The 22,271-nt window shown below is 45.5% G+C and carries 19 protein-coding genes and 3 tRNA genes; 11 read left to right on the top strand and 11 right to left on the bottom strand.

Annotated elements, in window-relative coordinates; translation table 11 throughout:
- Positions 1-84 precede the first annotated feature (84 nt).
- The 6 genes from V4210_RS02435 to V4210_RS02460 form a co-directional block, all read right to left on the bottom strand.
- Positions 85-363 (bottom strand): DUF1905 domain-containing protein, encoded by a 279-nt coding sequence (locus V4210_RS02435; RefSeq protein ID WP_138079057.1) that lies wholly within the window; start codon positions 361-363, stop codon positions 85-87.
- 2 nt (positions 364-365) lie between these two features.
- Complete coding sequence (locus V4210_RS02440; protein ID WP_138079060.1) at positions 366-740, bottom strand: VOC family protein; 375 nt, start codon at positions 738-740, stop codon at positions 366-368.
- 67 nt (positions 741-807) lie between these two features.
- Positions 808-1,548, bottom strand: a complete 741-nt coding sequence (locus tag V4210_RS02445) for a helix-turn-helix domain-containing protein (RefSeq protein WP_138079062.1) — start codon at positions 1,546-1,548, stop codon at positions 808-810.
- Positions 1,549-1,631: 83 nt separating this feature from the next.
- Positions 1,632-1,718: transfer RNA gene (locus V4210_RS02450), tRNA-Leu, on the bottom strand.
- A gap of 63 nt (positions 1,719-1,781) precedes the next feature.
- Entirely contained in the window at positions 1,782-3,386 is a 1,605-nt protein-coding gene (locus tag V4210_RS02455) for an FAD-binding oxidoreductase (RefSeq protein ID WP_338520470.1), read from the bottom strand.
- A 252-nt stretch (positions 3,387-3,638) separates the two neighbouring features.
- Positions 3,639-4,109 (bottom strand): tyrosine-type recombinase/integrase, encoded by a 471-nt coding sequence (locus V4210_RS02460; RefSeq protein ID WP_338521239.1) that lies wholly within the window; start codon positions 4,107-4,109, stop codon positions 3,639-3,641.
- Between the two features lie 177 nt (positions 4,110-4,286).
- On the opposite strand from V4210_RS02460, the gene V4210_RS02465 reads away from it, so the two are divergent.
- On the top strand, positions 4,287-4,658 hold the full coding sequence (locus V4210_RS02465; RefSeq protein ID WP_138079068.1) for an EXLDI protein: 372 nt from the start codon (positions 4,287-4,289) through the stop codon (positions 4,656-4,658).
- Between the two features lie 342 nt (positions 4,659-5,000).
- On the opposite strand, the gene V4210_RS02470 is transcribed toward V4210_RS02465, so the two are convergent.
- Positions 5,001-5,085: transfer RNA gene (locus V4210_RS02470), tRNA-Leu, on the bottom strand.
- Positions 5,086-5,158: 73 nt separating this feature from the next.
- The gene (locus V4210_RS02475; protein WP_138079070.1) at positions 5,159-6,451 is read right to left on the bottom strand and encodes a hypothetical protein; all 1,293 of its coding nucleotides are present in this window, start codon (positions 6,449-6,451) and stop codon (positions 5,159-5,161) included.
- Between the two features lie 555 nt (positions 6,452-7,006).
- On the opposite strand from V4210_RS02475, the gene V4210_RS02480 reads away from it, so the two are divergent.
- The 7 genes from V4210_RS02480 (at position 7,007) to typA (ending at position 13,072) form a co-directional block, all read left to right on the top strand.
- On the top strand, positions 7,007-7,636 hold the full coding sequence (locus V4210_RS02480) for a hypothetical protein (protein WP_138079072.1): 630 nt from the start codon (positions 7,007-7,009) through the stop codon (positions 7,634-7,636).
- 41 nt (positions 7,637-7,677) lie between these two features.
- Positions 7,678-9,408 carry a LamG-like jellyroll fold domain-containing protein gene (locus V4210_RS02485; RefSeq protein ID WP_338520471.1) on the top strand — a complete coding sequence of 577 codons (1,731 nt, stop codon included), beginning with the start codon at positions 7,678-7,680 and terminating at the stop codon, positions 9,406-9,408.
- A 21-nt stretch (positions 9,409-9,429) separates the two neighbouring features.
- Positions 9,430-9,506 (top strand) — tRNA-Val (locus V4210_RS02490).
- Positions 9,471-10,133, top strand: a complete 663-nt coding sequence (locus V4210_RS02495) for a hypothetical protein (RefSeq protein WP_338520472.1) — start codon at positions 9,471-9,473, stop codon at positions 10,131-10,133. Before V4210_RS02490 ends, V4210_RS02495 begins: the two co-directional genes overlap by 36 nt.
- A gap of 61 nt (positions 10,134-10,194) precedes the next feature.
- Positions 10,195-10,656, top strand: a complete 462-nt coding sequence (locus tag V4210_RS02500) for a hypothetical protein (RefSeq protein ID WP_338520473.1) — start codon at positions 10,195-10,197, stop codon at positions 10,654-10,656.
- 20 nt (positions 10,657-10,676) lie between these two features.
- On the top strand, positions 10,677-11,204 hold the full coding sequence (locus V4210_RS02505) for a hypothetical protein (RefSeq protein ID WP_138079080.1): 528 nt from the start codon (positions 10,677-10,679) through the stop codon (positions 11,202-11,204).
- A 44-nt stretch (positions 11,205-11,248) separates the two neighbouring features.
- Positions 11,249-13,072 (top strand): translational GTPase TypA, encoded by a 1,824-nt coding sequence (gene typA, locus V4210_RS02510; protein WP_338520475.1) that lies wholly within the window; start codon positions 11,249-11,251, stop codon positions 13,070-13,072.
- A 67-nt stretch (positions 13,073-13,139) separates the two neighbouring features.
- Here the strand turns inward: typA and V4210_RS02515 are convergent, their stop codons facing one another.
- Positions 13,140-13,691 (bottom strand): hypothetical protein, encoded by a 552-nt coding sequence (locus V4210_RS02515; protein WP_338520476.1) that lies wholly within the window; start codon positions 13,689-13,691, stop codon positions 13,140-13,142.
- 70 nt (positions 13,692-13,761) lie between these two features.
- Here V4210_RS02515 and treF point away from each other — a divergent pair, with 70 nt between their 5' ends.
- On the top strand, positions 13,762-15,360 hold the full coding sequence (gene treF / locus V4210_RS02520) for an alpha,alpha-trehalase TreF (RefSeq protein WP_338520477.1): 1,599 nt from the start codon (positions 13,762-13,764) through the stop codon (positions 15,358-15,360).
- Between the two features lies 1 nt (position 15,361).
- Here treF and V4210_RS02525 read toward each other — a convergent pair whose 3' ends face one another.
- Positions 15,362-16,534, bottom strand: a complete 1,173-nt coding sequence (locus V4210_RS02525) for a replication-associated recombination protein A (protein WP_338520478.1) — start codon at positions 16,532-16,534, stop codon at positions 15,362-15,364.
- 79 nt (positions 16,535-16,613) lie between these two features.
- On the opposite strand from V4210_RS02525, the gene V4210_RS02530 reads away from it, so the two are divergent.
- A complete protein-coding gene (locus tag V4210_RS02530; RefSeq protein ID WP_338520479.1) occupies positions 16,614-18,158 on the top strand; it encodes a metallophosphoesterase in 1,545 nt (514 codons plus the stop codon).
- A 42-nt stretch (positions 18,159-18,200) separates the two neighbouring features.
- Here V4210_RS02530 and V4210_RS02535 read toward each other — a convergent pair whose 3' ends face one another.
- Positions 18,201-19,775, bottom strand: a complete 1,575-nt coding sequence (locus V4210_RS02535; RefSeq protein ID WP_338520480.1) for an alpha-amylase family glycosyl hydrolase — start codon at positions 19,773-19,775, stop codon at positions 18,201-18,203.
- Positions 19,776-20,461: 686 nt separating this feature from the next.
- Between V4210_RS02535 and V4210_RS02540 the strand changes: the two genes are divergently transcribed.
- The gene (locus V4210_RS02540) at positions 20,462-22,219 is read left to right on the top strand and encodes a hypothetical protein (RefSeq protein WP_338520481.1); all 1,758 of its coding nucleotides are present in this window, start codon (positions 20,462-20,464) and stop codon (positions 22,217-22,219) included.
- Positions 22,220-22,271: the final 52 nt, after the last annotated feature.

Raw genomic sequence — 22,271 nt, forward strand, 5'->3', positions numbered from 1 at the left:
ATCTCTGTTATTGTAGCAAACGCCAGGAAAAGAGACAAAAATCTTATCATCACGAGGAATGCAGCTCACACTCAAGCTTCCACACTATCTCACAACAAACGAAACTTCAATCACATCGCCGATGGTGATCTGCTCTTTCTGACGGACTTTCGCGGGCAGCGCCAGGAACTGCGAACCATCACCCATCGGCAATAGTGACGTCTGCCATGATGAGCCGCCAACCGTGGCTTCTACTGCCACCAAACCTCTCACCGCGAGCGGCTTGAGCTCGTCAGTGAATTCTTGAGGCGCAGCAACATAATACCAGCCACCAGCCTGCGGAAATAAGCACACCTCGGCTGTAAATGTATATGGTTTTGCCATGGCTATTTTGCCTGCTCCACTATGTCAACTGTCACACCAGCAGGGTCAGTCACCATAAAATGAGTCTGTCCCCATTCTTCGGTGGTCAGCGGATGGTATATCTCAGCCGAGGTTTTTTGCACACGCTCGTATTCACTCTTTGCATCATCGACTTCAAAGCTATAAACAATACCCTTACCGTCAAACTCAGCATGTAATTGAGCAGGCTGATTGTCGAGGTCTGGCTTCATAAAAGCTAACTCTACACCGCTCGGTTTGTGCAGCAGCTGTATATACCAGTCTGCCTCAAACACCACACTAAAACCAAATGTGTCTACATAGAATTCCTTACATTCATTCAATTTGGCCGTGATGGTAATTGGATACATTGCTTTCATGTTATCTCCTTATTATAGATTTCCCACTTAAACTATACCTTGGTGAAAGTTTAATGTATTGTAAAAATCAGACATCAAATGTTCCTGCGTAATTTTTCGGTGTATAGCCAGTAATTCTCCGAAATGAGCGGATAAAGTGCGATTGGTCAGTATATACCGTGAGATAATGCTGGTTAAATGATTGTTGTAGTCGAACAACTTTAAGAAAATCGTGCGGAGAAAAACCTATCATTTGCTTAAAAATACGCTGAAGCTGCCGAGGCGATAGATTTACTACATTTGCCATATCCGCTACGGTATGTATAGTATCTAACTGATCAAGAATCATCATAATATATTTGTTTGGTGCTATCACATTTTCAGCAGTTAGATTCTTGGTAAATTGCACCAGCACCTTTTGTTGGGCGAAAGATGGCCGCCCACATAGACGGTCATAAACTTCAGCTATCGGCTGAGTTCCAATCTGTGATACATCAATGTGACCGCCCACAACATTTGCTATATCATCCCGCCACACACCCGGCAACAGCCGTATACCGACATAACGGAATGATTTACCGAGATTTAATGTAGTCGATGTGGTATATGGCGTCATAATCGTCGCCATCCGACGAGATGATAAATCAAACACGATATCCACACAAGCATCGGGCAGCACATGGTAATGAAAATCGCTCGGTAGCAACGTATCAGTCTGTAGCCACCAAAAACAATGCACTAATTTCGCTAAAGTGTCTGGCGGTGCTGTCTCGGCATATCGTACCGAATGCACCGCTCTTTTTATCCCATTCTGGGTGGGTATATACATAGTCGTATTATACCCAAAGTAAACCATAAGCTCTAGGCAAAAAACCGCCCAAATGAGCGGTAATTTTCGTAACTCTGCTACCTTGGTACGGATGAGAGGACTTGAACCTCCACGTTCTTGCGAACACTAGCACCTGAAGCTAGCGCGTCTACCAATTCCGCCACATCCGCGCATGGTTTGGATTGCACAGCTAATTATACGACACCAATGGCTGATACGCAAGAGATTTGAGTCTATGACTTCGTGCGACACCACACGTTGAGCTCGTCAGCCAGTTCTTTGGCCGGGACTTCTTTTTTGATGTCAGGCATCAAGATGTTGGCTGGGTCGAAAATGTGTTTTATCTGAGAATAAATGGCTGTTTCGTCTGGTGAGACGGTTGCTTGCATCAAACCAGCTTTCAGGCGACCATCGCCGTAGCGACCAGCGACATTGCCGCGGCTTTCGGCGACTAACTTGGCAATTTCTGGAATTAATTTTAATAGTACTCGACGCTCGCTCACTTTGTGCAGGTTGAAGATTGGTAACAAATCAACGTAGCCATTGACCGCGTCCACGAAAACTGGCAGCGCCAGCTTGGTCTCAGCTTCCACTTTGCGTAGTTCGCTCAGAAATCCGTCCAATCGTTCTAGTGGCAGCCATAGTCCTGAAAATACCGCTGGACAGGTTGCACGTTCTTCAGTTGAGTGCAATATGAATGACAATGGAGTATAGAGTGAAGCGACTTCTTGGGTTTGGATATCGTGGATGGCTAAGCCAACTGGATGAATATTCTCTAGCTTGCGAGCTAATTTTTTGGCGGCGCGCCCGCGAGCCCTGTCAGAGAACTCGCTCATGGTGATGATGACTGCTGCGCCTTTGAACGCTTCACGTGGCGCCCAGGAGAATTTCTTGCCTTCACTAGCAGCCCGTGCCATGATTCGCCCGTCGATGATGTCAACTTTGGAAACTTTGTGCTTCAGGGCTTCGTCAACTGCCGCTTGCGCCTCAGACATATCGCCAAATGTTGCCGTGATGGCCGTTGCGTCATTGCTGCTGTATTCTGCTTTCATGATCACTTCGCTGATGATACCTAGTGCGCCCTGAGAACCCACAAACAGTGGCGTTAGGTCAAATGAGCCGTCCTCGTCCTTGACTTTGGTGATTCCCCAAAATCCAGCTGTGCTTTTTTCGCGGCGCTTGATAGCGTCGATGATTTGCTGATTATCCTCCAGCAGGTTATCCACTTGACGATAGATCTCGCCTTCCAGTGTTGACAGGCCTTTTTTCTTTGCTAATTCGCGCTTGTTGATGCGGCCGGTTTGGATAACGTCGCCATTTGCTAAAACGATTTCCATCTGAGAGATGGCGTCAGTGAACAATGTCGTTAAGCCGACAGAGGAAGCTACCGCGCCGGAGGCGATTGCTCCACCGATGGTTCCGTCTTGACCGATGGCTGAGACTTCTGGCAGTGCTAAATTTTTATACATAGACAACAGTTCGCGCACCGCGCTGTACTTCATGCCAACTTGCATGTGGACCAATTGTTGTTTTGGGTCGATACCTTTGGCGTGGCGCATGTATGCTTGCATATCCAAAGATACGCCGCCGCCAGTAGCAGCACCGTTGCTGTCGGTGCCTGCTCCGCGAACGACCACAGAAAGGATGTGACCTTTGTCAGCTAACTGCGAACAAAACCGCATGATTTTACGAATGTCATTGACGTTTGACGGCCGAGCGATCATCTCTGGGCGACGCGCCAGGACACTACCGTCTGATTGCGCCGCATCCAATAGCAAATCATTGACCAAAACCTCTCCAGTCAAATGTCCATTTAGATACGTCGCAACCTTATTCATATTCCCCTTTCCTATTTATGTTTAATTTTAGCACAACCAAAAACGAAAATGAATATTATTTGGGTGGTAATTTGGCCGCGCATATGCTACAATCACCACATGCGGCAGTGGCGGAATTGGTAGACGCGCTAGCCTTAGGAGCTAACAAGCTCGCTTGCCTGTTCTTGTATTTTATAGGGTTAATATAGCCTTTTCTTACTAAAAGAGGAGTCTATTCTTGCAACAGACTCCTCTTTTAGACTCCTTTATCGTTTATAAGGATGTTTTTGCTTGATCATTGTCGTTATGTTTATTGTAAATTTTATCGGTTACAGCGAGAAGTGCATTTGATTTTTCTGTTTCGGTTGAGTGAGTATAGATTTGCAAGGTTGTTGTTATTGAAGAATGCTCAAGGATAACTTGTGCGTCTTTTGCCGAGACGTTAGCTTCTTTGAGCATTGTAGCAACGCTGTGGCGAATCTCATGAAGCGTTATCTCTTTTAATCCCACTTTTCGAGCAGCATCTTTAAATGTTTTGATAAAGCTTCTACCGTCTATCGGGTTGTCTTTTTTAGTAAGGTAGAGAAGTTCGTCGCCATCTGGATAGAGCCATCGTTCATATTCTGCTTGCAGCTCCTGTTTTATACTCAGCAGAAGTGGCAGATCGCGAGCACTTGTCCTTGTTTTGAGTGAGCCGATTTTTGACTCATGTCCTACGAGATAAACTTGCTGCCTGATATGTATAGTTTTTCGGTAAAGTCAATGTCTTTCCAGTGCAAGCCAAACGCTTCACCGCGTCGTAATTCATAATGACACATGATAAGGAATAAACCGTAGTATGGATGGTCTGTTATAGAGTAAAATGCCTTAAAAATGCTATAATATCTCCAGTATAGGCAACACGTTTAAGGAGGAAAGATTATGGATTATAAAGAAATAAAGCTTAATGTTTCAAATGATAAAATTAAAGAATATAAGCAATTTGAGGGCTTAAAAATATATTCTGATATTTTTAAATCTGAAGATGAAAAGGTATTGATCAACAAAAGAATATATATTACAAAAAAACAGAATTATGTTTATTACGAAAGAACGGATGTAAATTGGAATTATTGGTCAAGCGAAAGAAATTATAATTCAACATTTAATCCGGAGAATGATAGTAAACACAACATTATATTTGAAGTTTCATCAGAATTAAGCGATTTTATTAAATATTTAGGAGAAGAAATAATTCGGAAGATTGAATTGAAACAGCACAATGGAGAAATTGTTGAGATATTAGATATTTGATTGTGTTATGAAGAATAAAGCATTGACTGAAAATATAATATCTACTCAAGCACGTAAAATTCCTAATCTTAGTAATATCAATTAAATAAAAATAGTATAAAAACAGTAAATCAAAAAGGTTTACTGTTTTTTCTTTGCTTAAAAATAGAAAGAGAGGAAAAGAAAAAATGAAAATATAAAAGAAAAAAATTTTAATGACAGATGAAGAAATCAAGCAGCTACAAAACAAAGGAAAAAAGCTCATCAGCCAACAGAAACAGGAAGGAAGAAAGAAAAAAGAGAGATAAAAGAATATATGAAAAAGTCGCTTTTCAAGCGACAATTTCGAAAAAATTCAGATTTTGGTGCGGATGAAAGGACTTGAACCTTCACGCCGTGAGGCATATGCTCCTAAGGCATACGTGTCTACCAATTCCACCACATCCGCATATTTGATATTGTGAAATATTTCTGTAAGTAAGTATATCAGCAGATAAAATAAATTACCACATTTTTTAGCATTATTTAACAGGAATCTTTTTTGCTAAGTCTGATAATAACTCAATTAATTGCGAACTCATAATAGGAGCTTCCTCTTTGCTTTTAAATAATTTTTTTGATTTTTTGACTTGATTATTTTCTTCATTATTGAATATTCGGTATGCAACTGTTTTGATAATTTCATTTCTTAGTTCTACATCACCTTCAATACTTAGCAGATAAGGCTTTAGTGCTTTAAGTTGATGAGCTGTTCGTTGATTAGCTCGCTGTGCTTTGCGATGTTCGCTTGATTGAGTGGCCGTGTATCCTGCTATACCCCCAGCAAATAGCATAACAAATGCTCGAGCTATTAAGAATTGCCATGAAGCATCCTTAGTGTGAATAATTTCATAAACTACCCAACAAGAAAATCCTAACATGATAAGCAATAAAATCGTTGTTATTACACTCCACACATAAGCAGCTATTTTATCTTCCTTAGCACTACTAGAATAATCGTGGATTAGTGTTTTATCTCCAGCCATATTCAATAATTCATCTATTCTAGCAAGACTATCTTCTGCCTTCGCCTCAGTAGCGTTTAGCTTTTTATCTATGTCATCCGTAATGCGATCGGCTTCATCACTCTTTTTGCTAAATGTTTCTTCAATTGTACGTTTCTGATCTTCGATGAATTTATTAACCGCCTCATTACGTATATTTTCAGATTTTGTAAATGATAGTTGCTGCTCGGTAGATATGCTATTTGATGAATCTTTTATGTCTTTTAAATCTTTGTTAAGTTCATCTATTTTTACACCAAGTGCTTCAAACTCGTTTTTAGCTTCAGTAACTTTTTCGTCAATGGTCTTTTCTGCGGCAGTTCCTTTAACAGATATATTATTAATCTCTTTTGTTGTTACGCGCTTATATTGACCGACTGACCTATTCAATCCCGCAATAGCCTTGCGAGTTTCCTTTATGTCCATAGTGGGCGTTAATGAAGGAATGTACGACAATATATTATCGATATATCCATTCATGTAAGAAATACCTAGATACATATCATCGCGAGTGTTTTGCCAGTTATCAAAACACGAACTTGCATTTGAAAGGTGACTGCTGATATTGTCAAGATTTGATATTGATAATAGACGACTATCTGTATTATCAAGTCTATCCACTAAAAGCTCAATGACCAATTTTGCCCGATTGATAGCATCGATTGCTTCAAGAGACATACTGTCAGAGTCTATCTCATTAAACCTGGCTAATAATTTCTTGGCTGCAGTGTATGTGGCACTATTCTGTATACGATCTTCCCATTTACTCATGAAGCATTATTCCTTTTTACTTAGTTGATTCGCCACTCCTTATTAAAAACTTTAAACACCATTATATCACCCTTGTTTTTAAAATTGACCACCTCTAAGAGTAGAGAACTTTACTTATTCAATTTGGCTAATTAAACTCCGCCCTAGACTCCAGAATTGACTCCTTGCGGCCCCGTACAATAACAAACAAAAACAACGAGTTAGAACTCTTATATCATTTTGCCTTTATTGCCCATTACTTGCCCGCTGTAGGCCTCTTGTCGGCAGTGTGCGTAGTTCCCTCCGCTAAGTGAAAAGGAAACTTAATTATCTAGCCTTAGGAGCTAGTGCCTTCGGGCGTGAAGGTTCAAGTCCTTTCTGCCGCACCAGAATTGGTATTCAAAAATATCGCCTATAATGGTGATGTTTTTCTTATTACAAAGCGATTTATACAGACTGATCTCAACAATAAAAATTCTTATTGACTATATCAAAACGCATATGCTACAATCGCGCCAAGATAGAAAATAATACAAGACATCTACTTTTAGGTAGTCGAGGAGGGTTTATATCACTATGAGCAAAGCAAATAATTATTTCCAGCGGCAACGCATCGGCCTGGCGGTTGTCGGTGGTATCATGACGCTGATGGTAGCGTTTAGCTTGACACCGACGTTTGCGGGTGTTGTTGCAACCATCACCAACAGCGTAAACACCGCATCAACTGGTACATTAGTGATGGAAGAAAAGAACCAGGATGGATCAGTTACCTGTACTACTACAGGTAGTGGTAGTGCGACTTGTGCAACCATCAACAAATATGGCGGCCAAGCACTCGTTCCAGGCGGCAGCACTGACACCACGGTGAAAATCACTAACAAGGGTAGTATCGCTGCCAGCGCCTTTACTGTCAAGGGTGGCACCTGTACAACTGAGAACGCACCAGGCGCATCAGTCTCTGGTACTGGTAATTTGTGTAGCAAAATGACTGTTACCGTCCGTGCTAACGGCACACAAGTATGGACTGGTACTGCAGAAGCTTTCCAGCAAGCAGCAGCACAAGACATCAAGACAGTCGTTGGTCACCCAATTGCACCGAACGAGACCGTCACACTGATCATCACCGCTGCACTCCCAGCAAACACTGACGCCAGCTTCCAGGGTCGCCAAATCTCACAGCCAATCACCTGGCAATTCAGCGCCTAGCATCTCATAAATAGCCGTAAAATCTGATACACTAAAGGGTAATGAAATTTAGTAAGACCAGCATTTGGGTAGTCGCAGCACTGAGCCTACTGAGTTTGGGCTCAGTGCTCGTACTACACCTGGCTGGTTTTCGCTTTTTTACCATCGCAACACCAAGCATGGGCGAAACCGCTCCAGTCGGAACACTAGTCGTCACTAAGCCGCAGCAATCTTACAACAAAGATGACATCATCACATTTTATCGTAGCGGCAGCGTCTACACTCACCGCCTAACTAAGATCAATGACGACCACAGCTACACCACTAAAGGTGACCTCAATGCCGTAGAAGATTCTCTGCCGGTGGCTAACCGAGATGTGATTGGCAAGGCGGTGGTGATTGCGCCTGTGTGGGGCTGGGTCTGGCGGGCCGCACCAATTTTGCTCATTGGCTGGTTTATCGTCTATTTGCTTTCGTGCATCAAACGGCTACGCGAGCGCTGGCGTTGGCCAGTTCGCATCATTGGCGGGACATTGGTGGTTATTTTGGCGACGCTGATCCTCAACCCATGGCTTCGCGCTGACATGCTCAGTATCGCTACACACCAGAAAAATGACGTGCGACTTCACATTGTCAACACGGGCATTTTCCCCATTCGTGATGATGACGGCAACCGTGTTCACACTGGTCAAACTGCCATCGTTCGCGCCACCGAAACTGACGCGCAGGGGCATTACATTTACGTGCCACGACCGTCCCTTGGGCCAACGGGCGTGGTGTTTGCGCTGTTGTGGTGTCTGTTGCCGCTCTTCATAGCGCTATTGGTAAAATTGCCACCACCAGAAGAAGAAATCACTGGGCTGCAACTTGTTCATGAGCGGAATCGCAACATGGCACTGCTCGCTATTATCATCTTGTTTGAAGTAGTGCTTCTGACCGTACAATTATCTTCCCTAGCAGGATTTACCGCGACCATACAAAATAGCACCAACCACGTTCAAGCTCGCGCCTACTTTAAGTGCTCTGAGGCCACCTGGAGCCGTTCACAGATCCGTCCAAATCCTCAGCCGTATTTTGCCTGGGCGCTCAATAGCGACTATGCGGCTAATCCTGTCGTGACGGACCTCTCTGGTAACGGCAACAACGGCAAACCTTCGCCAAGCGATGGCTCACCTAGCCGTGCCAGCGTATCAAACACCGGTTGTGTGCGTGACGACCGCCGTATTTCAGTGTTCAACGGAGTGAATGCCTGCTTGACTCACGGAACGTCAGCAGACCAAAAGGTCAACCCAGCCCCAAACACCTTCAGCCTGGAAGTCTGGTTTAGTACTACCAGGAAAAGTAATGGACGGCTGATGGGTTTTAGCTCACTGTATGAAGGTGATTATAACGGTGGCGGACAAAGTGATCGCCATATTTACATTGATAAAGATGGGCGCGTTGTGTTCGGTGTTTACAGTGGCAGCATCAGGCTCGTCACTTCACAAGCTGGCGTAAACTATGCTGATGGTCGCTGGCATCACGTCGTTGCTACTATGTCGCCAAATGGCGCGGCACTATATCTTGACGGTGCTAAAGTAGATACCAATCCATCCATGACTGCCGGCGAAAATGTACCTAATGGTGGCTATTGGAAAGTTGGCTGCGGCAAATTGACGTATTGGAAAAACGCTGACGGCAGTGACTACCAGGGTCCTAAATATTTTACCGGCAGCATGCAGTACAGCTCAGTCTATACAACCGCCCTCACCGAACAACAGGCTCGTGACCACTACTTGGCAGGTGCGTCATAATAGTGTATAATATATAAGTATGGGAAATTAGCTCAGTTGGCTAGAGCGCACGATTCACATTCGTGAGGTCACAGGTTCGAGCCCTGTATTTCCCACCATTGTTACCTATTATGCCTGAAGTAATTGACGAAAAGATTATACCCTCTTCCCTGACAGTCGAAAGAGGTGGGTTCCGTAAGAGACCTGTTCCAGTGGAGTTTGAGGTGCGCCACAGAGAGGCTGCCAAGCCCACGCTTCCTGAGCAATCTCCCGTAATCCTTGGCATCATCGGACAAGTAGCTATTAGTCCTGACTCCGTGCGCTATACCATGGACGTACGAAAAGAAGGGGTTCATAAAGATCTACGTTTGGCACAAAACAGCGTTGAGCGAATCGTCGGGAGCAAAAAATCCGTCACTGGAAGCAAAGAGAAGACAATTGTTGACATCATAACCAGAGGAGTGAGCGCCCAGTCGATTGACTCGGTTGTTCGTGCATGGTACGACAAAGATCATCTTAATACACGCAGTGTAGAAGCGCAAATTGTCCCAGAAGTCTTAGCTATCGGCTGCTATGCACTGCGGGATGTTATGCGTACGGTACGAATAACTGGACAATTACCAAATGAAGTGCCGCTCACTAATGACGATATTCTTTCGTTAGAAGCAGCAAAACGCCCTGCTATCTACGTGGAGGGGGCACCTGCTTACAGCTTCAATAAGATCGTTGAACGGGCCTACCTCTAGACTAACTATATACCATGCATGAGTATTGACTTTTTCTAATCATTGTAGTATTATATTTTGAGTGTTTAGAAAAGTTACGGTAAATGTGGGCGTATTTGACGTGCCTCCTCACGAGTCATCTACAGTACCCATTGGCTTGGCGATCCCTGGTGCTCGTGAACCAGACGGCATAGATTTAGTTCTCAGTTCGGATGGAATGCACGAAGATTTGTACGCTGCATATTTACGCCATCTGACACCAAAACAGCGATTAGCGATGCCCGACGAAAAGCAGCATCACAGCGCCGAGCTGGGACTTGGTGTGTTTGATGAGAATATTGACAGGCTACCGAGCATTATTCCTTTCAAGCAAACCACTGAAAAAACCATGGCAGTTGCTGAACCAGCACGACGATTGGCGCTGTGCGCCTTGCATGTCGTCTTGTATGAGCGATATGATCTCGGCCCATTTAGAAACACCATGGGCACCGTGCAGCTATCCAGGCGCGCCATTGCCCGAGCGGCCAAAGAAATAGCACTATAATTTAACCATTCAAGGAATACATGCAAGAAACATTATCATTCACTTCAACCATCTTAGAGCCAGACAAAGTTAAGCGCGAAAATCCTCGCCCTGCTGGGTTTGCGATATTTTCTCAAACATTAGAGAAAACAACAGCTCACTTGGTAGTTACTCCAAGTGGCAATCATCAGTCAAGCTATGAAAAATTCTTATCATTACATCCACCTTTAAAGACAGAGCGGAAGTCATGGAATCCTGACAAAACACCGTTCTTACCAGATGAACCGTTTCTTGCTGTAGGCCTTGCCTATCCACCGCTTCACCCTATCCCCGCTGTTTATGGAGCAGACCTCACAGAATTTGGTAGGCTACCGCGTGGACTGCGCGTGAGCAAGACACAACTAGACTTGGCTGCTTGTGGTCTCTTTGTGGTGATGAATGGTATAACAGAGGAAATGAACGGACCGGAGCTGCCAGAAATTAAACTGCAAGAAAGACCAGATGGCATCACGCGTACCGTTACATTTACTCCTGAACAATTGGACGAAGCACAGACATACGTGTTATAATAACCCTAAAGGAAGGTCTGCTACTAACATCAGACCATATTTTTATGAAGGACGCTAGCAAGATTCGAAATATTGCCATTATTGCCCACGTCGATCACGGCAAGACGACCATGGTTGATGGGCTACTCAAACAGTCGCGCACATTTCGTGACAACCAGGCCGAGATGAGCCAAGAACTGATCATGGATTCGGGTGATCAGGAGCACGAACGCGGTATCACCATCACCGCCAAACAGACTTCAATTTTTTACGGTGATTATAAAATCAACATCATCGACACGCCGGGGCACGCCGATTTCTCGGGCGAGGTCGAGCGGACGCTACAGATGGCGGACGGTGTGCTATTGATAGTCGATGCGCAGGAAGGGCCGATGCCGCAGACGAAGTTTGTATTGAGCAAGGCACTAGAACTGGGCTTGAAGCCAGTGGTGGTGATTAATAAAATTGATAAACCTGCCCGGCGAATTGCCGAGGTTGAAGATGAGCTAAGCGATCTATTTTTGGAGTTGGCGACCGATGATAGTCAGCTGCATTATCCGATTTATTACGCCGTTGGGCGCGATGGCAAGGCGTGGCGGGAGATTCCTACTGACCCGACTGAAGACGCCGATCTCACACCAATTTTTGAAGCGATTATCAACGATATCCCAGCACCGAGCGTCACGGCTGACGGCGGTTTCCAGATGCTGGTGACCAGCCTGCAGTACGATACCTTTCAAGGTAAATATGCCATTGGGCGGATCGCTCGCGGGTCGGTCAAGCGCGGGCTGGTGGTTAGCCTGATGAAACAGGGTGAAGTATCAGGCTCGGCGCGAATCGAGAAAGTCTTTGGTTACCGTGGGCTGAACCGCGAAGAGCTTGGAGAGGCGTTTGCTGGCGACATTGTGGCGTTGGTGGGCGTCAGCGAGGCACACATCGGCGATACGATTGCTGACAAAGAACAGCCAGAAGCCTTGCCAGCAATTGCCATCGAAGCGCCGACGCTGAGCATGTACCTCGGCCCAAACACCAGCCCGATGAAAGGACGTGAGGGTGAGTTTACCACCTCGCGGCAGATTGGCGACCGCTTGCGGCGAGAACTGGAAACCAACGTGGCGCTACGCGTCGAAGAAAACGGCATCGGCTTTACAGTGTCTGGCCGCGGCGAGCTACACCTGAGCGTCTTGATCGAGACCATGCGGCGCGAAGGCTTTGAGTTTGAAGTCGGCCGCCCGCAAGTGGTGACTATCACCGAGGACGGTGTCGAAAAAGAGCCAATTGAAGAGCTACAAATCGAGATTAGCAGCGAATTTATCGGTGCAATCAGCCAAGAGCTCGGCGCCCGCCACGCCGAAATGAAGTCGCAAGAAACCACCGCTAGCGGCGCTACCCGCATCACCTATGTGCTGCCGACGAGAGCGTTGATCGGCCTGCGCAACGTACTCTTGACCGCCACCAAAGGCACGGTGATTATGAATTCCCTGCCGTATGGCTATCAACCGCTGGGCAGCAAATTGCCAAAGACCCGCGGCGGCGTACTTATCGCCTTTGAAGCTGGCACCACCACGCCATATGCTCTGCAGGCGGCCGAAGCGCGCGGCGAACTTTTGGTCGGGCCGGGTACGGAAGTGTACGCCGGGATGATCGTCGGTATTTATAACCGCCAAGAAGACATCGAAATTAACGTCTGCAAGGCTAAGCACCTCACCAACATGCGCTCCAAATCGTCCGATGGCACGGTGCAGCTAACACCATTTACGCAGTTTAGTCTGGAGCAATGCATCGATTTCATCGAGGACGACGAGCTGCTGGAAGTGACGCCAAAATCTTTGCGTCTGCGTAAACGTTACCTCGACGCTAATGAGCGAAAGCGCGCCGCCAAGAGATAAACCCGCACCTTACCTATGAAAATCGCCCCAAGCTGAGGGCGATTTTCATAGATGGAGTGAACCGAAATTAGTCCACCAATGTTTCTTTGACGCGCTTTGAAACCACAAAATATAGTGACAGTAGTCCAGCAACGATGAAGTAGATGAATATTCCACCGATGGTGCCAACAATTCGTTCTGCATCAGAATCTTTGCGCATTGAGGCAATGACAATCTGAAGCAAGGTAAAATACGTAGCAGACGTCATATATGCGGCAATGGCCAGATAGCGGCCAACTTTTTTCTGCAGGCTAATCAACACGACAGTGGTAAAGGATAGAATAGCAATGATTGGCGCAAAGATGATCGACACAGCGCCTTCAGGACTGCTCAATCTTAGCACGGCACCGAAGAACATCAGTGTATAGATGATACCACCAAAGCCCATTAGCACTGTTAAAAATGCCAACCAACCTTTGACACCCTTCAGGGAGTTTGCCATCACAACATACTGCACGGGAGCAGCTGACGGCTGTGCAAAATATTGTTGATTGGCGTCTTCTTGTGTGGTTTGTTCAGAAACATGAGCTTCTGTAACTCTTGGAGTTTCTGTTGTTTTTTCCTGTGATGCTGTTGCCATAATGATTTACATTCTCCTTATGAAAATATCTGCTCTAGATTATACCATCGTAACCAGTTATAGTAAAAGTATGATAAAGAAAAATGTTGACCAATTTAAACGCTCTTTGGTGCGCACCAGCCAGCGCATCACACCCATCAATCGTAAAGATCCTGACGAATTATTTGGGCATCTATTTCACGAAGTCCAAGCGCAGCAAATTTACCAAGACGGCAAGACATTTGTCGATGTAGTGCCAAAAAAGCGCTGGCGACGCATTCAGCGAGAATACTTGGAAGCCTCAAAAAAACCCGATTTTAATCTGCAAGAATTTGTCAATCAACATTTTTATGATTTTAATCCGTCGCATGCAGGTCACGTGCCTCAGCCAGCCGAATCAGCGCGCCAGCATGTCACGCAGCTATGGCCGCAGCTGAGGCGCCAAGCTCACAAAGCATCGGGCTCGCTCATTCCCCTACCGTACGACTACATTGTTCCTGGCGGACGTTTTTCGGAGCAATTTTACTGGGACACCTACTTCATCATGCTGGGCTTGGCAGTTGATAACCAATGGGAATTGATCAATGGCATGATGAAAAATTACTCCTACATGATCCAGCGGTTTGGTTATATCCCGACCGCCAACCGAACATATTTCCTGAGTCGCAGTCAACCGCCATTTTTCTCTGCTATGGTTAAGCTGTTGGCGATGCGTCCACGGAAAGTCGGTGGCTCGAGCTTGGTACTATTGGAATATTTCCCACTGCTGTTGACAGAATACAAATTCTGGATGAAAGGGCACAAACAACTTGACAGCGCCGACCAGATAGCTACTGGACGAGTGGTAAAAATGCCAAATGGCACTGTTCTGAACCGCTACTTTGACAATAAAAATACACCACGTCCAGAAAGCCGCCGCGAAGACATCAAGACGGCTCAGAAAAGCCCCAATGCCAACAAAGCAAAGATTTACCTGGACTTGCGAGCTGGCGCAGAGAGTGGCTGGGATTTCAGTTCACGTTGGTTTGGCGAGGCGTGCTGTATTGAAACCATTCAGACGACTGACATTGTGCCGGTGGATCTCAACTGCTTGCTGTATGACCTAGAAATGACCATCGCTCAGTGTTACGGTATCTTGAAACAAAAAGCGCTGCGCAAAAAGTTCATTCAGGCTGCCGAAAAGCGCGCAGAAGCCATCAGGACGTACTGCTGGAACGAAGCGACTGGATTTTTCTATGATTATAATTTCCGCACTGGTCGACAGATGCCACACGCGACGCTGGCTGGCGTCTTTCCACTTTACAATGGTATCGCCACCAAGAAACAAGCCGAGCAGGTGGCTGCAATGCTACAGCGCGAGTTTTTGCGCGATGGCGGGTTGCGGATGACGCTGGTTGACAATGGTCAGCAATGGGACGCGCCAAACGGCTGGGCACCGCTACAGTGGGTGGCGGTTTGCGGTTTGAAGCGATACGGGCTGGATGAGCTGGCGGAGGAAATCAGGACACGCTGGCTGGCTTCGACCGAGCGCGTGTTTGCCGACAAAGGCAAGATGATCGAGAAATATGACGTCGACAGTGAGTCACGCATCGGCGGTGGCGGTGAATATCCGTTGCAAGACGGCTTTGGCTGGACTAATGGCGTGTACGCGGCGCTGTATGATCGGTTTGATGAGCGCTGCCCAAAGTAGGCTAATTCTTGGTTGGGCGCGGAATATCTTCTGGCAAAAATCCTTTTTCATGCTGGAAACCAGCCTGCCATTTGTAATCTTTAGCGTAACCTAGATCTTTCATTAGCTTGGTAGCAGCATTTCGAAGATGGAGCGGCACGGGCGAGTTCGGATACTTGTGTGCCAGAGAAAAGGCGTCATTCATCAAATCAGTAATCTCGCGCGACTTCTGACTGCGAGCCAGGGCGATGGCACAGTGAAATAGATTATATTTGGCTTCAGGTAGCCCAACGCGCTCCACCGCCTCAAAAGTGGCGACCGCCAAGCTCAGCGCGCCGTTACCCGCCAATCCAATATCCTCCGACGCAAAAACCACCATCCGCCGAGCAATAAACTTCGGATCTTCACCAGCATCAATCATGCGCGCCAAATAATACGCCGCAGCTGTCGCATCACTGCCCCGCAGTGATTTGATGAACGCTGAGATGACGTCATAATGCGCGTCACCCTTTTTGTCATAGCCCGGTAGTCGCCGCTGGGCCGCTGCCTTGACCACCTCGGGCGTGACTTTCTCACCAAAACTCAATGCCAATTCCAAATTACCCAAAGCCACCCGCGCGTCGCCATCTGCCAATTCTGCCAGATAATCCAAAGCTTTGGGCGACACCCGCTTGGTTTGTTTCAAAGTCTTCAGCGCTCGCTTCAACACCAATATAATTTCATCTTTGGTCAGTTGCTGGAGCACCAACACCCGTGTCCGGCTGAGTAGCGGCGTGATTACCTCAAAGCTTGGATTCTCGGTGGTCGCGCCAATCAAGGTAATCAGCCCACTCTCGACGTGCGGCAAAAACGCATCCTGCTGCGCCTTATTAAAGCGATGGATTTCATCAACAAATAAAATTGTCCTCAGTCCCAAATTCCAATTTTGCCGGGCATGTTCAATCACCCGTTCGACATCTTTCTTGCCACTAGTCACCGCTGACAGCTCAATAAATTCGGCATTAACTTCGCGGGCGATAATCCGTGCCAAGGTCGTCTTGCCCGTCCCCGGTGGCCCCCACAAAATCAAACTGACCGGCTCAGCGCGCCTCACGATTTGGCGGAGCAGCTCACCCTCGCCCAGCAAATGGCTTTGTCCGATCACCTCATCCAATTTCTGCGGCCGCATCTGTTCGGCCAGGGGTCGTCGATTCATATATTTATTATACCGCATTCGCATCCTCCCGCTCTATATAGTAAAATGGTTAATGGTATCAGTTAAACGAGGAGGGTAAGTGAAACATATCACGATCAAACATCGTCTGAGTGCTTTTACAGCAAGTTTAGTATTTGCACTCGTTGCGGTCGCGGCAATCGCGTGGCCAATTGCAACGTCATCAAACGCCAAAGCCGCCAGCCCAGCGCTCAACGCAACTGCGTATGAAGTGTCCAGGCCTGGCAAGCCACACAGCTTTGTCACAACATCCCAAACAGAAATCCAACAAGCAGCCAAAAATGGCTTCACAACAGTGCGCCCTATTTTTATGGTGTCAACAACTGCAGGCAGCGGTTTGGTGCCAGTGTATCGCGCTGACGCAACACTACAAGACGGCAACTACACAAGTCTTTTGACGGTCAATAAAAATGAGGCTGACAATGCTTGTAAAAAGTACGGATTCACCTGCAAAGGAATCGCCTTTTACGCTCAAGCTGAGCTGAAAGATGGCGCAGAGATGGTTTACCGCATGCGGTACAAGCATTTCAATTTCCGCCAAGTCACTGCCAAAGATCGACAAGAGCTTCAGAAAGCTGGCTATATCCAGGAGAGCCGAGAGTGGTTCTACGTCAAACCAGTCCAGAACAACAACGGCAACGGTAACGGTAACGTTGACCCAGTCAAAGATGGTAAATTCTCCATCGCGGTCTATCCTGACACACAGCAGGAAGTTTTCCAATGGTCAGGCAATCAATTCGCTGCCCGCACCAACTGGACCGTGAAAAATAAGGAAAAATACGACATCCGCTTCTTGGCTCACACTGGTGACATGGTCACTTCTGGTGGACATGAAGGCATTGATAAACCAGATCAATACATCGTCGCGTCCAACGCATTCAAGACTATTGATCAGGCAAACATTCCTTACTTGACGACCATTGGTAACCACGACACAAAGGCTGTTTGTGGCGGCGGTGGCGCTTGTGACTGGCGACACACCAACGAATGGGCACGAGACACGACGGTATTCAATCGATACTTCTCTGCTACACGTCAGAAATTGTCAGCCAACCAAATGTTTGAAAATGGCAAAGTTGACAACGCCTACAAAACTTTCACCGCTGAAGGTAAACAGTGGCTTGTCTTGACACTTGAGCTTTGGCCGCGCGCTGAGGCGGTCAATTGGGCGAAGAACGTCGTAGCCTCACATCCAAAGCACAACGTTATCGTCCTGAGTCACTCACTGCTGAACGCCGATGGCTCAATCGGTACTGGCGCTGGATACGGTACCGGCAAACAAACCCCGCGCTATGTCTACGACAATTTGATCTTGGCATATCCAAACATCCGTATGGCCTTCTCAGGACACGTGGGACAGGCAGCCAGCCGCGTTGACACAGGTAAGCACGGCAACAAGGTTGCATCATTCTTGGGTGCATTCCACTCAAATGACTACAACCCAACCAGGATTTTGACGGTCGACACCATCAACAACACAGTGACGTCCGACATTCAGGCGGCTTCGATCCGCGATGCTTACAAAGCAAAATATCCAAACGCAACATTGCCAAACTACGACCAATACGACGTATCGTACTCAGGCATGAACTTTGTTAATCCATAACAAACACGGCAAACAAATTAGTAGCCCCGTCATCAGGCGGGGCTACTTTATGTCAAGCAATACACCACCATAGCCAGGCAATTGCAATACGTCGCCGTCTACACGGATATCTGGGTTGGTACCAATGATGACACGGCCAGACTCCGGCAACCACACCGTTTGTGCTGAGTCCGCGAAGTTGATATATATCTGCAGCTGTTGACCGTCAAGTTGGCGACGAAATCCTAAGACAAATCCGTTGCCAGTGTCCAGCTTTTCCATGCTGCCGTAGCGTAAAATTGGCAGTTCATGTCGCAGCTCCAATAATTTTCGACATAGCCACAACAGCGAGCTTGGATCTTTCGTCTCTTTAGCGACATTGACTTGCTTGCGGTTAGAATGCACCGGCAACCACGGCAGCACATTGGCAAACCCGGCATAGCGAGAACTGTTCCATTGCATGGGCGTACGCGCGCGGTTGCGGTCATCCTGCAGCGAATGGTGAAAGCCATCTTGCGCATCATACTGCGTCAAATCAACGTCTTCCATGCCAATTTCATCACCATAGTACATCACACTGACGCCCGGACACAGCAGATTAAGGAACTGCAGCGCACGGGACCGCGGCAAACCCAGGCGGGACGTCACACGCGGCTGGTCGTGATTGCCAAGGCAAAAGAATGGTATATTCTCCCCTGCCGCTTCCAAATAGTTCATGATATTCCAGCCAGTATGCTCACCGTGCCAGTCATTTTGCCGATGTTCCATAAAAAAGGCCGTGGCTTTCGGATGAACGTGGATGACGTCATGATATTGTTGCCAAATGTCGCCAAGACGCTCATCTGGATAGAACTCAAATACCATCTGCTTGTCGTCATATTCATCACAAACACTCGCCAACTCATGCAGATATTCTTGAAAATGCGGCCCGTGTTTGCAATGGTTATGAATGTAGGCGCCGTAGCTGTCAGCATCGCCATGAAAATGAGGATTTGGCGAATCATCACGCAGCTCTGGATCTTTGGAAATCCCCCAGATGGCGTCCACGCGCATGCCGTCAACGCCCATGTCAAACCAAAATCGCACCACGTCTTTGATGGCCAGGCGCACCTCAGGATTGTCCCAGTTGAGATCTGGCTGGGTTGGTAAAAATGAGTGCAAATAGTACTGACCAGAATCAGCATCAAACGTCCATGACTTGCCACCGGCCAAACTGACCCAATTGTTCGGTGCATGCCCGTCGTTACCGTCTCGCCACACATACCAATCTCGCTTAGGATTGTCCCGTCCAGAACGCGACTCAACGAACCACGCATGCTGGTCAGACGTGTGACACGGCACTAGGTCAATCATCACCTTGATGTCGCGCGCGTGAGCCTCGTCCAACAACATACGAAAATCATCCAGACCACCAAACACCGGATCAACATTTTGATAATCCGCCACGTCATAGCCAAAATCAGTCATGGGCGACGTGAAAAACGGCGAAATCCAAATGGCGTCAACGCCGAGATCACTGAGATAGTCCATCTTGAGCGTAATGCCATTCAAATCCCCGACCCCGTCACCGTTCAAGTCTCGGAAACTTCGCGGATAAATCTGATACAACGATCCAACATCACGCCACGCTTTAGTCATGTTTTAAGTATAAGCGAGATGAACAAAAAATACTAGCAGCTTACTATCCATTTTATCCAGTGCATAAGCGAAGCGTCATATAGCTAGGACTGTATTTGCCGTTCTACCACACCCCCTACTGCAAGACGAAGTATACAATGGCTTATTCTATACGACATTGTATAATAAAACATATGTCATTTTTCTCTACAGATATTCAAAAATGGGGCTTGAGTCTATATACGACAAGATTACGTACTCGGAACTTCATTAAATACAGATTTATTGAAAGGTTTTCAGCTACTTGGATTGCTGTACTCATATTCATATCTCTAGCTTGGTTAATAATTTGTTTTGATTACTCCAGTGTTATTTTAAAGCCTGAGGAACTAAGCTCATTCTTTTTTAGCGTTGGTACAATTACCGGGTCTATGCTTGCAATCGTTTTTGCATTTACGTCTCAGTTGATATCTAGATCAAATGAAGCTCTTTCTGCAAGATTCTATAAATCGTTTGCACGAGACACAAGAATCGATCTAAGTTATATTCTATTGGGGTTTATAACGGTCGTCGAATTTATTCTTGGTATTATTACCACTAACAGCAATAATAGTGGTGCTAGGATTTTTTTACCTAGAGTCGGCCTTTTATTGCTTTTACTGTCTATCATAATTTTGTACTGTTCCTATATTAGGCTTATTCGACTTATGAATAATGATCAGTTAGTACTTATGCTGGCAAAAAATATAAAAAAAGAAATTGATGAGATGAACTATCTTGCAAAAAGAATCTCTCATATTTTGAATATTAAACTTAATAAAACATCTGATAAAGATAAACGTGCTACACAAGCTAATATATACACTACTCAGCTTCATCCTAAAGTTAATAATTTACAAAATCACCTTGATGGATTAATTGAACTATATTCTGTCAGCAAAGAGAAAAAAGATACGTATACTGCATATAACTGGCTACGCCTAGCATTTAACTTAATAATAGTATATACACTGTCTCGGAAATACAATACATCAATTAAATGCAATCTCAAAGCTGGTCTAATCTCAGAAAGCGATGTTGCGGCTTTTATCCAAGCAAGTCTAGAGAAAATGTACTTTATATGGGAAAAGGCGTTAGCTGAAAATGATGTTGTAACAATAAGAAAATATATCAGGCATGTTCAAGATGTGGTGATAGCAAGCCTAGACGTCCAGCATATTGAGCGACCAGAAGAAAACCCCGCTTATCATACAGCAATTTATAATTTTACGGAAGTCATAGAAAATAGTATTAAACAGAAAAATGTTGATGCGCTATTTGAAGCTTCTGATGCGCTGAACCAAATAGCTAAAAAGGCTCTGCAGTTCAAACATCGTATTGATCCAGTAGAGAGTATTCTAAAATATCTGCATAAGATAATAGCCCAAGCTTCCGGACCTGATGATATGTATCCAGTCTTAAAGAATGGGATTGATAGCTTAACTAGCGTATGCAATCAAATATTCATCCAAGATGAACTAACTGACCGTAGGCTACGTATCATGCAAGATTATGTTCCAGACTGTATTATTCTGGGTGTAATGAACGACCGCGGCTTAATTGACACTACCCTGACTATGTTTGCCGATAACATATTTGCATATGCTTCGCACGGAATTGGGGATAATATAGATAATATATCTGAAAACCAGATTAAAAAAATTATCAATATCTCGAAGCTTACCATTTCTATACTAAAAAGATTAGCAATTTTATCTATAGGTATACGTAGCGGAGTTCAAAGTATGAATGGAAACATACTCGTTATGCCTGATTTTTTATTTAAGATCTTAACTAACGATAAGGTCGATGAAAGATACAAACAGGAAATCAAAGATTTACTATCAAAGCTAGCAGCATTACCTTCTAGCTTGCCTAAGCTGGAGACTGTAAAAGATTTTGATGATATAGAAGAATTTCTCGATAAACTCCTTCAAAGCTCGTTGATTGGGGTAGAAAATAATCAATTAGATTATTCGGGCAAAGTTTTAAGCTCTATTTTTAAATACCTTGAAGATGCGGTAAATAGCAAGGACAGTAAAGTCAACATAATGGGCCTATTAAGAGTTGTAAATAAAACTAAGACAATCGGCGCAGCCGCACAATCCCTCGGATATGAAGGCATAAGTAAAGCAGTTATTAAATTTATTAGAGGCTTTGAAGAACTATATCATAATAAATACTTTCCAGATGGATTTGATGAAAACAAACAATATACTCTTTCACCCTTATTTCTTCGTTCTGATCAAGATACAGCATATGACAGTGGCGTTGGGCTACCTTCGTACGTTGATGACACACATGCACCGTTCTACAGACACCACGGTCAGAGTGCTTTAGATAAGTTTGAAAAAAGCATCTGGAGAGATGTCAAGAAGAAGAAAAAACAACAAAGCAATCAAGGAAATTCATCTCAAAATAGCTAAACCTATACACTGTCCGATAAAGCCTCTGTTGCTAATGAGCAAATTGATTAAT

The organism is Candidatus Nanosynbacter featherlites, assembly GCF_037013405.1.
In the GTDB taxonomy this organism is placed as follows: Bacteria; Patescibacteriota; Saccharimonadia; order Saccharimonadales; family Saccharimonadaceae; genus Nanosynbacter; species Nanosynbacter featherlites_B.